Source organism: Mesorhizobium sp. M7A.F.Ca.ET.027.03.2.1, assembly GCF_003999175.1.
Taxonomy (GTDB): domain Bacteria; phylum Pseudomonadota; class Alphaproteobacteria; order Rhizobiales; family Rhizobiaceae; genus Mesorhizobium.
This window is the reverse complement of the sequence record NZ_RZOM01001934.1, coordinates 1-418: the sequence shown is the minus strand read 5'-3', so window position 1 is coordinate 418 and position 418 is coordinate 1. Positions and strand designations below refer to the sequence as shown.

Below are 418 nucleotides of genomic sequence, written 5' to 3'. Positions count from 1 at the left end.
GCAAGATCCAGCGATCGCCGATCTCACCAGCAACAATTACATTCTCGGTGGCGCGCCGTCGCAATACATGGCCGACCGTCTTCTCGGCGCCGGCAAGAGCAAGGCGAAGATTGCCTCGATCGTTGCAAACTTCCATCACGGCACGCGAAAGCGCGGCAAGGTTCTCGAAGTTCTGTTGTCTGAAAATACCTGGATCGAGCAGGTCGATTCCCGTGTCATCCAGTATGACGGGTTCTATGAAAAGACCCAGAATATCGTTAACGACTGGCTGACGCGCTACGGCGACGAGCTGGATTGCATCTGGTGCCCATGGGACGAGCCGGCAATGGCGGCCTCCGAAGCGATCGTTGCCAAGGGCCTTCAGGACAAGATTTTCGTGGTTGGCGCCGATGGCCATCCGACCGCGCTGCAGAGAATG

1 protein-coding gene is annotated in these 418 nt (G+C 57.4%); it reads left to right on the top strand.

What is annotated here, in order from left to right:
• On the top strand, window positions 1-418 hold a 418-nt coding region (locus EN750_RS38845; RefSeq protein ID WP_145968415.1), incomplete at both ends, for a substrate-binding domain-containing protein.